Origin of the sequence: Nocardioides sp., from assembly GCF_035429765.1 — a bacterium.
In the GTDB taxonomy this organism is placed as follows: Bacteria; Actinomycetota; Actinomycetes; order Propionibacteriales; family Nocardioidaceae; genus Nocardioides.
Genome location: NZ_DAOMFK010000094.1, coordinates 1 through 9,905, shown reverse-complemented (window position 1 = coordinate 9,905; position 9,905 = coordinate 1). Strand labels below are relative to the sequence as shown.

The following is a 9,905-nucleotide window of genomic DNA, read 5'->3' as shown; positions in this document are numbered from 1 at the left end:
CTCCGCCTCGGGCGACTCGTCGTCGGGGGAGCCGAGGGTGCCGTCCGGGCGCAGGTTCACCAGGTCGACCGGCGTGCCGGCGGAGTCGGTCACGGCGGCGGACTCCACGACGGTGGCCAGCGCCTTGCCGCGGCGGATCTCCTGGACCAGCTCGGGGATGTGGTTGTGCTCGAACATGTGGTTGGCGAACTCCTGGGGGTCCTGGCCCGACTGCTGGGCCCGCCGCACCAGGTGCTGGGACAGCTCGGCCTGGTCGACGCCGACCTCGAGCTCGGTGGCGATCTCGTCGAGCAGGAACTGGGCCGCGACCGAGTCGCGGACCCGCCGCTCGAGATCGGCCTCGAACTCCTCGAGCGTCTGGTTCTCGTCGACCAGGTACTGCTCCATCGACAGCCCGGCATAAACGAGCTGCTGCTCGATGCTCGCGCGCCGGGCGTTGAGCTCATCGGTGACCAGGGTGTCCGGCAGCGGGATCTCGACCTGTTCCAGGAGGACCTCGAGCACCGCGTCGCGTGCGGCGGCGGCCTGCTCCAGGCGGCGGCCGCGGAGCAGCCGCTCCCGGACGTCCGCCTCGAGCTCGGCGACCGTGTCGAACTCGCTGGCCAGCTGCGCGAAGTCGTCGTCGACCGGTGGCAGCTCCTGCTCCTGCACCTGGCTGACCGACACGGTCACCTCGACCTCCTCGCCCACCAGGTCGCCGCCGACCAGCTGGGAGCTGAAGGTCCGCTCGTCACCCGCGGACATCCCGACCAGGGCCACGTCCAGGCCGTCCAGCATGCCGCCGCGACCCACCTGGTAGGACATGCCGCTCAGCTCGGCGCCCTCGATCGGCTCCCCGTCCCGGGTCGCCCGCAGGTCCATGACCACGAAGTCACCGTCGGCGGCGGGACGCTCGACGTCCTTGAGCGTGGCGAACCGCTCACGCAGCGCCGCGACCTGCTCCTCCACGTCGGCGTCGGTCACCTCGACGGTGTCGACCTGGGCCGCCAGCCCCTGGTAGTCCGGCACGGCGATCTCGGGGCGCACGTCCACCTCGGCAACGAACTCGAGCGTGTCGTTGTCCTCCAGACGGGTGACCTCGATGTCGGGCTGGGCCAACGGCTGCAGGTCGTTGGCCTCGAGCGCCTCGACGTACATCTTGGGGATCACGTCGTTGATCGCCTGGTCCAGGACGGCTCCGCGACCCACCTGGCGGTCGATGATCATCGGGGGGACCTTGCCGCGCCGGAAGCCGGGCACGTTGATCTGGCGGGCGATCTGCTGGTAGGCGGCGTCGAGGCTCGGCTTGAGCTCCTCGAAGGGCACCTCGACGGTGAGCTTGGCCCGGGTCGGGCTCAAGGTCTCGACGGCGCTCTTCACAGGTGGTCTCCGATCGTTGTGCGGGCCCGAGGGGTGGTCGGGTCTCGGTCAGGTGGTACGTCGGGGCGACAGGACTCGAACCTGCGATCTCCTGCTCCCAAAGCAGGCGCGCTAGCCACTACGCTACGCCCCGCCAAACCGGCGTCGGCCGGCCTGAGAGCGGATGACGGGAATCGAACCCGCGTAGCCAGTTTGGAAGACTGGGGCTCTACCATTGAGCTACATCCGCGCGGCACCCGACCACCTCGTGAGCAGCCGAAATGCGCGGGTGTCATCGTGCCACACCGGGTGCGGCAGACCCCAACCGAGACCGCTCAGCGCCGGTGGATGAGCAGCAGTGCCCGGTCGTCGTCGGGAGCACCGAGACTTCCCACCAGCCGGTCCGCACCTCCGGTGAAGTTGCCCCGCAGCTCCCGCTCGGCCTGGCCCACCAGGCGGTCGATACCCAGGCTGATGTCGCGTGTCGGCGTCTCCACCATGCCGTCGGTGTAGAGGAGGATCACGTCGCCGTGCCGCATGATGCTGCGCGTGCCGGTGAACTCGGCGTTGGGGATCAGCCCCAGCACCGGCCCCTCGGTGTCGTGGACCGACCAGCGACCCGAGCCGGCGGCCAGCTGCACGGCGGGCGGGTGCCCCGCGGTCCACACCCGCACCTCGCCGGAGCGCAGGTCCAGCGAGAGGTGGACGGCGGTGGCGAACCCCTCCTCCCACTCCTGACGCAGCAGGAAGTCGTTCGCCGCGGGCAGGAAGTCCTCCGGGCGCAGGGCGCCGAGCAGGCCCCCGAACGCACCCGACAGCAGCAAGGACCGGGTCCCCGCCTCGTCGCCCTTGCCCGACACGTCGACCACGACCACGTCGAACCGGTCCCCGTGGTGGGGGCGCGCGGCGACCACGAAGTCGCCGGCGAACGGCGAGCCGCCGGCCGACCGCATGGCGGTCTCGACGTGCCAGTCCTCGGGGAGGTCCGGCAGGCCACCCTGCCGGTTGATGCGGTCGCGCAGGTCGACCAGCATCGACTCCCCGCGGCTGCCTGCGACGCCGAGCCGGGAGCGCCGGAACGAGCCGAGCAGGATGATCAGCCCGAGCGCGAACACCACCAGGATCTGCAGGATCAGCTGGGTGGTGATCTCGGGCAGCCGCGAGGTCGCCAGGGCGAGGCCGAAGAGGGTGGCGACCACGAACCAGGGCAGCAGCCGGGGGCCCAGGCTGAGGTTGCCGAAGGCCAGCGGGACCACGAGCAGGGCCACGGGGAGCACGGTGGGCCACAGCCCGATGGCCAGAGCGATCCCCAGGCTGGCCGCCAGGAGCAGGACGAACACCCGTGTCTCCCCGGACCGGGCGAAACGGGTCAGGGCGAACCGGGCGCGGCGCAGGCGCGTGAGCCCGGCCGACGGAGCGGTCGCACGCTCAACACTCATGGATGCGGTGTCCTCGGGCCGTGGGTGTGCCTCACTGTAGGGCTCGCGAACGGAACGTGGGCTGGCAATGGCCACACCAGAACAGATTTCGCCCGGCCAGGACGTCGGTCCGCACCGGGCGGGCGCACAGGTGGCAGGGCTGGCCGGCGCGCCGGTAGACGTACACCTCGCCTCCGTGGTCGTCGACCCGTGGCGGGCGGCCCATGGCGGTGGGGCTGTGCTCGGGGCGCACGGTGTCGATGCGTCCGGTGCGGACGCCCTCGGCCATCAGCGCCACGAGGTCCGCCCACATGGCCAGGAACTGGCCTCGGCGCAGGGTCCGGCCGGGACGCAGCGGGTGCATCCGGTGGCGGAAGAGCAGCTCGGCGCGGTAGACGTTGCCGACGCCGGCCAGCACCGACTGGTCCATCAGCAGGTCGCCGATCGGCCGGTCCGAGCGCGCCACTCGCGCCCAGGCGCGGAGCGGGTCGGCCTCGGGACGCAGCGGGTCGGGACCCAGGCCCGCCAGCACCGCGTCCCGCTCCCCCGCGGTGACCAGGTCGCAGCGGGTGGCGCCGCGCAGGTCGGCGTACGCCCTTCCCGGGAAGCCGGCCACCAGCCGCAGCCGCACCTGGCCGACCGGGGGCGGCACCTCGTCGACACCCCGGACGACCTCGAAGCTGCCGATCAGTCCCAGGTGGACGTGCACGAAGCGCTCGCCGTCGAACTCCACGAACAGGTGCTTGCCGGCGGAGTCGGCCCCACGGAGGACCGTGCCGTCCAGGACGGCGGCGGCCGCGGCGAACCGGCCCTGCGGGGAGGAGACGGCGGCGGGGCGCCCGGCGAAGGCGTCGGTGAGGTCGTCGGCGAGCCTGCGGAGCGTGTGGCCCTCAGGCATCGCCGAGGCGCTCGGCGGAGGTGGGCAGGGGCGGCAGCCGACGGGTCGCCTCGTACGCGCGCATCTGGGCGATCCGGCGGGCGTGCCGCTCGTCGCCGCTGAAGGGGGTGGTGAGGAAGACCTCCACGAAGTGGGTCATGTCCTCCAGGGAGTGCATGCGCCCGCCGACCGAGACCACGTTGGCGTCGTTGTGCTCACGCGCCAGCCTGGCCGTCTCCACCGACCAGACCAGCGCGGCGCGCGCCCCGGCCACCTTGTTCGCGGCCATCTGCTCGCCGTTCCCGGAGCCGCCGACGACCACGCCGAGCGCCTCGAGCCCGGCCTCCTGGTCCTCGACCACGCCCTCGGCGGCCCGCAGGCAGAACACCGGGTAGTCGTCGAGGGGGTCGTGCACGAACGGGCCGTGGTCGACCGGCTCGTACCCGTGCTCGGTGAGCCAGGCGTGGAGGTGGTGCTTCAGGTCCAGGCCGGCGTGGTCGGAGCCGAGGTGAACGCGCATGGGCGGGATTCTCCCACCCCGGGCCGCCGGCCCCTACCAGAGGTCGCGGAGCTGGTCGAGGATCGCGTAGCCGTCCGGGCCGCGCACCTCCGGCACACCGGCCGGGGCCTGGGCGGGCCGGCCGGCGATCGACCCGTGCGAGAGCACCTGCTCCTCGATCCCGAGCTGACGAAGCGCGATGGCCAGCACACGGGCGGGGTACTCCCTGGCGAACTCGGCGTACACCTCAGGATCACGCTGTCCGTCGTCACCGAGCAGCAGCCACCGCACCCGTGGGAAGTCCTCGGCGAGGCGACGCAGGGTGGTGCGCTTGTGCTCGTACCCGCTGCGGAACCAGCCCGTCTGCGTGGGCCCCCAGTCGGTGAGCAGCATGGGGCCGGACGGGAAGTCGTGGCGCTCGAGGAACCGACCGAGCATCCGGGCGGCGTTCCACGCACCGGTGGAGACGTAGAAGACCGGGGCTGCGTCGTACCGCCGCCGGACCGCCGACAGCAGGTCGGCCATCCCGGGCACCGGCCTGCGTGCCGTCTCGACGACCAGGAGGGCGTTGTACGCTGCGACCAGCGGGCGCGGCAGGTAGGTGCGGATCACCGTGTCGTCCAGGTCGCTGACGACCCCCACCCCGGTGGTGCCGGCGACGACGAGGACCGGAACCGCTCGGGGTGCCGAGCCCTCCGCCCGGACGGTCACCTCGTGCCATCCCGGTCCGAGGCCGGGGTTGGGGATCCGCACGTCCACCAGGCCGGACCGGTCGGCCCGGACCAGGTGCTCTCGTCGGCTCCCCGGGACAGCGAGGGTCACCTCGGCGCCGGTCACCTCGGCGGTGAGGAAGGTGTGCCAGCCCCGCCGAGCGGTCGGCGTGGCCGACGCGCTGGTCCGCGGGTCCCGGGCCGGGGCCCGCACCACCCGGGCGAGGACCCGCAGGAAGTCGTCGCTGCCGTAACCGACGTGCGGCACCACCACCGGGCGCCAGCCGGCGGCGGCCAGGGTGGCGCCGAGCGCCCGGTTGGCGCAGTCCTCCACCAGCGCGGCGGGATGGGGACGGGACACGCCGCCACGCTACCGGCGGTGCCGCGCTGCGGCGCCATCATGGACGCGTGACACAGCTCGGCACCGGCCTGGTCCTGGCCCTGCTCTTCCTGGTGGAGGTCCTGGCGGTCGCCGCGGCCGCGGTGTGGGGCGCCTGGCGAGGGGGCCTCCTGCTCGCGCTCGCCGCAGCCACGCTCGTCGTGGTCGCGTGGGGGCTCTTCGCCTCACCGAAGGCGCCGTACGGCGGACACGGGGCCCGTCCGGTGGTGAAGGTGCTCGTCTTCGCGGGGGCCACGGCGGGTCTGTGGGTCGCGGGTCACCACGGCTGGGCGGTCGGTTTCGCCGTCCTGACGATGCTGGTTCACGCGGCGGCCCGGCCCGGCCTGGCCGAGCCCCGTCCTGGTCCGCCCACCGGGGTCGAGGGGTCCTGAGTATCAGGACCCCATGCGGGCCAGCTCCTCGTCGACCACCGACGGGTCGAGCTTCCTGAAGACCGGGGTGGGCTTGCCGACCGTGGCGCCCACCGGCACGGGGCGCGGCGCCCAGGCCGGTGTGGTGCTGTAGTCACCGGTGATGACCGGGTAGGTGGTCAGCCCGGCGCCGTCACCGGGGTCCAGCTCGGTCACGTGCTCGATCCGCGGCATCGGCATGAACTCCCCCTCGCCACCGAACACGCGCCACACGTCGTTGGCCGAGTGCGGCAGGAAGGGGGCGAGCAGGGTGTTGCAGTCCAGCACGCACCGGGCGGCGACGTGCAGCACGGTGCCCAGCCGCTCGCGCTGCGACTCCTCCTTCATCTTGTAGGGCTCGGTCGCAGTGAGGTACTTGTTCACCTCACCCACCACCCGCATCGCCTCGGCGATCGCCGCGCGCTGCCGGTGCCGTCCGATCAGGTCGCCGACGGAGGCGAACGCCGCGGCCACCGCGGCCAGCAGCTCCTCGTCGGCGGGCTCCAGGGGGCCGGCGACGGGGATCTCGCCGAAGCTCCGCGCGATCATCGTCGCCGTGCGGTTGACCAGGTTCCCCCAGCCGGCGACCAGCTCGGAGTTGGTGCGCTGCACGAAGTCGGCCCAGCTGAAGTCGGAGTCGGAGGTCTCGGGCCCGGCGGCGGAGATGAAGTAGCGCAGCGCGTCCGGCTGGTAGCGGGCCAGTACGTCGTGGACGTAGATCACGTGGCCGCGGCTGGAGGAGAACTGCCTGCTCTCCATCGTGAGGTACTCGCTGGAGACCACCTCCGTGGGGAGGTTGAGGATCCCGAAGGTGCCGGGCGTCCCGCCCCGCTCCCCCTGGCCGTTGTAGCCGAGCAGCTCCGCCGGCCAGATCTGGGAGTGGAAGACGATGTTGTCCTTGCCCATGAAGTAGTAGGACACCGCCTCCGGGTCGTTCCACCACTCCCGCCACCGCTCGGGGTCGTCGGTGCGGCGGGCCCACTCGATGCTGGCGGACAGGTAGCCGATCACCGCGTCGAACCACACGTAGAGCTTCTTGGTGGGGTCGTCGCGCCAGCCGTCGAGGGGGACGGGGATGCCCCAGTCGATGTCCCGGGTCATCGCCCGCGGCCGGATGTCCTTGAGGATGTTCTGGGAGAACCTGATGACGTTGGGTCGCCAGAGCCCGGTCGCCTCGCGCCCGTCGAGCCACTCCCCCAGCGCGTCGGCCAGCGCCGGGAGGTCCAGGAAGAAGTGCTGGGTCTCCACGAAGTCCGGGACCTCGCCGTTGATCTTGCTGCGCGGCTCGATCAGGTCCGTGGCGTCGAGCTGGTTGCCGCAGTTGTCGCACTGGTCCCCGCGGGCCTCGTGGTAGCCGCAGATCGGGCAGGTCCCCTCGATGTAGCGGTCCGGCAGCGTGCGGCCCGTCGACGGGCTGATCGCCGCCTTCGTGGTCTGCTCGACCATGTACCCGTTGCGGTGGACCGTGGTGAACAGCTCCTGCACGACCCGGTAGTGGTTCCCGGTCGTGGTGCGCGTGAAGAGGTCGTAGGAGAGGCCCAGGTCCACCAGGTCCTGGACGATGATCGCGTTGTTCCTGGTGGCCAGCTCACCGGGGCTGACGCCCTCCTTGTCGGCGGCCACCAGGATCGGGGTGCCGTGCTCGTCGGTGCCGGAGACCATGAGTACGTCGTGCCCGGTCATCCGCATGTACCTGCTGAACACGTCGGAGGGCACGCCGAAGCCGGCCACATGGCCGATGTGGCGCGGACCGTTGGCGTACGGCCAGGCAACTGCGGACAGGACACGGGTCATGGGCGGAATCCTAGGGTGCCGTCGCACGCGACGAACCGCTGCACGACTTGCGGCAGGCAGGCCGCCGGGTGACATGATGCCGGGCATGCCTGGAACGAACCTGACCCGGGAGGAGGCGGCCCGTCGCGGTGCGCTTCTCTCCGTCGACTCCTACTCCGTCGACCTCGACCTCACCGTGTCCGACAAGGTCTTCGAGAGCACGACCGTGATCCGGTTCTCGTGCTCCGAGCCCGGCGCCTCGACGTTCGCCGACCTGCACGGCGCGACGGTGCACGAGGTGACCCTGAACGGCACGGCCCTCGAGCCGTTCGAGGTCTACCGCGACCACCGGATCCAGCTCGACGACCTGGCCGCGGAGAACGAGCTCCGGGTGTTCTGCGAGCTTCCCTACAGCCACACGGGCGAGGGTCTGCACCGGTTCGTGGACCCGGCCGACGACAAGGTCTACCTCTACACGCAGTTCGAGGTGCCCGACGCACGCCGGGTGTACACCACCTTCGAGCAGCCGGACCTGAAGTCCGTCTTCACCTTCACCGTCACCGCGCCGCGGCACTGGGTGGTGATCTCGAACTCCCTCACGCCGACGCCGGAGGACGCCGGCGACGGCACCGGGGTGTGGCGGTTCCCCCCGACCGCGCGCATGTCGACCTACATCACCGCCCTGGTGGCGGGTGACTACCACGCCGTCTACGACACCTACGAGGGCCGGCACGGCACCATCGCGCTGGGCCACTTCTGCCGCCAGTCGATCGCGGAGCACCTGGACCACGAGGAGCTCAACACGATCACCAAGCAGGGCTTCGCCTTCTTCGAGGACGCCTTCGACTACCCCTACCCGTTCGGCAAGTACGACCAGGCGTACGTGCCCGAGTACAACATGGGGGCGATGGAGAACGCCGGCTGCGTCACCTACCGCGACGAGTACCTCCCCCGCTCGCGCCAGGTCCACTCCTTCTACGAGCAGCGCGCCAACACCGTCCTGCACGAGATGGCCCACATGTGGTTCGGTGACCTGGTCACCATGAAGTGGTGGGACGACCTGTGGCTCAACGAGTCGTTCGCCGAGTGGGCCAGCCACCACGCGATGGTCAGCGCCACGGAGTTCACCGAGGCCTGGACCGGGTTCGTCAACGCGCGAAAGAACTGGGCCTACCGGCAGGACCAGCTGCCCTCCACCCACCCGATCGCCGCGGACAACTACGACCTGCAGGCGGTGGAGGTGAACTTCGACGGCATCACCTACGCCAAGGGCGCCTCGACCCTCAAGCAGCTGGTGGCGTGGGTCGGGATCGAGGAGTTCCTGGCCGGCCTGCGGGCCTACTTCAAGGCCCACGAGTTCGCCAACTCCGAGTTCAGCGACCTCCTGGCCGCGCTCGAGGCGGCGTCGGGGCGCGAGCTGGACGGATGGGCCAAGGAGTGGCTGCAGACCTCGGGGATCAACACGCTGAGCCCGGTGTTCGAGCTCGACGCCGAGGGTCGGTACCGCTCGTTCTCGATCGCCCAGACCGCGGCCCCGGAGTTCCCGACGCTCCGGCGGCACCGGGTCGCGATCGGCCTCTACGACCTCGACGACGGCCGGCTGACCCGGCGTACCGCTGTGGAGCTCGACGTCCAGGGGCCCACCACCGACGTCCCGCAGCTCGTGGGCGAGCGGCAGCCCGACCTGGTGCTGCTCAACGACGGTGACCTCACCTACGCCAAGATCCGTCTGGACGACCGGTCGCTGGCCACCGCGGTCGCGGACATCGACCGCGTCGGCGACTCCCTCGCCCGGGGACTGCTGTGGGGTGCCGCGTGGGACATGACGCGGGACGCCGAGATGAGCACCACCGACTTCGTCGAGCTGGTGCTCCGCGGCATCGGTTCGGAGTCCGACACGACCGCCGTGAGCCGGCTGCCCGGCTACGTGCGGATCGCGGTCAACTTCTACTCCAGCCCGGCCAACCGCCCGGCCCTGCAGGCGCGGTGGGAGACCGGCGTGCGCGCTCTGCTCGAGGCCGCCGAGGCCGGCTCGGACCACCAGCTGGCCTTCGTGCGGGCGTACGCCGCGGCCGCGCGCTCCGACGACGCCTTCGACCTCCTGGCGGGGCTGCTGGACGGCTCGACGAGCCTGCCCGGCCTGGAGGTGGACGCAGACCTGCGCTGGACCCTGCTCACCGCGCTGGCCCGAGGTGGCCGTGCCGACGAGGCGCGGGTGGCCGAGGAGCTGGCCCGGGACAGCACCATCTCCGGGCAGGAGCACGCCGCCATGGCGCTGACGGTGAGGCCTACGCCCGAGGCGAAGGCCCAGGCGTGGCGTGACGCGGTGGAGCGTGACGACGTCGCCAACGAGACCCAGCGGCAGATCGCCTACGCCTTCCCCGTCGCCGACCAGGCCGAGCTGCTCGCGCCGTACCTCGAGAAGTACCTCGCCGTGGCCGAGACGATCTGGGAGGAGAAGGGGACCCAGCGCGCCTCGACGGCTCTGGAGGGGATGTTCC

General features: G+C 71.6%; 8 protein-coding genes and 2 tRNA genes. 2 read left to right on the top strand and 8 right to left on the bottom strand.

The genetic code is table 11. The features are described 5' to 3' along the window. The 7 genes from tig to PLP61_RS10105 all read right to left on the bottom strand — a co-directional run. Positions 1–1,359, bottom strand: a 1,359-nt coding sequence (tig, locus tag PLP61_RS10135; protein WP_324502589.1) for a trigger factor, incomplete at its 3' end; no start/stop codon positions are given. A gap of 60 nt (positions 1,360–1,419) precedes the next feature. Next, positions 1,420–1,492: transfer RNA gene (locus PLP61_RS10130), tRNA-Pro, on the bottom strand. A gap of 25 nt (positions 1,493–1,517) precedes the next feature. Beyond that, positions 1,518–1,588, bottom strand: a tRNA-Gly gene (locus PLP61_RS10125). 85 nt (positions 1,589–1,673) lie between these two features. Then, complete coding sequence (locus PLP61_RS10120) at positions 1,674–2,777, bottom strand: SpoIIE family protein phosphatase (RefSeq protein ID WP_324502588.1); 1,104 nt, start codon at positions 2,775–2,777, stop codon at positions 1,674–1,676. Between the two features lie 31 nt (positions 2,778–2,808). Then, positions 2,809–3,654: an Fpg/Nei family DNA glycosylase gene (locus PLP61_RS10115; RefSeq protein ID WP_324502587.1), complete on the bottom strand. Its 846-nt coding sequence runs from the start codon at positions 3,652–3,654 to the stop codon at positions 2,809–2,811. After that, positions 3,647–4,153 carry a ribose-5-phosphate isomerase gene (locus PLP61_RS10110; protein WP_324502586.1) on the bottom strand — a complete coding sequence of 169 codons (507 nt, stop codon included), beginning with the start codon at positions 4,151–4,153 and terminating at the stop codon, positions 3,647–3,649. Before PLP61_RS10110 ends, PLP61_RS10115 begins: the two co-directional genes overlap by 8 nt. A 33-nt stretch (positions 4,154–4,186) precedes the next feature. After that, positions 4,187–5,203 carry an App1 family protein phosphatidate phosphatase gene (locus PLP61_RS10105; RefSeq protein WP_324502585.1) on the bottom strand — a complete coding sequence of 339 codons (1,017 nt, stop codon included), beginning with the start codon at positions 5,201–5,203 and terminating at the stop codon, positions 4,187–4,189. 47 nt (positions 5,204–5,250) lie between these two features. On the opposite strand from PLP61_RS10105, the gene PLP61_RS10100 reads away from it, so the two are divergent. Beyond that, positions 5,251–5,613 carry a YrdB family protein gene (locus PLP61_RS10100; protein WP_324502584.1) on the top strand — a complete coding sequence of 121 codons (363 nt, stop codon included), beginning with the start codon at positions 5,251–5,253 and terminating at the stop codon, positions 5,611–5,613. A gap of 3 nt (positions 5,614–5,616) precedes the next feature. On the opposite strand, the gene metG is transcribed toward PLP61_RS10100, so the two are convergent. Then, complete coding sequence (gene metG, locus PLP61_RS10095) at positions 5,617–7,425, bottom strand: methionine--tRNA ligase (RefSeq protein ID WP_324502583.1); 1,809 nt, start codon at positions 7,423–7,425, stop codon at positions 5,617–5,619. A gap of 85 nt (positions 7,426–7,510) precedes the next feature. Between metG and pepN the strand changes: the two genes are divergently transcribed. Further along, positions 7,511–9,905 (top strand): aminopeptidase N (gene pepN, locus PLP61_RS10090; protein ID WP_324502582.1); only part of this gene is annotated, 2,395 nt, incomplete at its 3' end.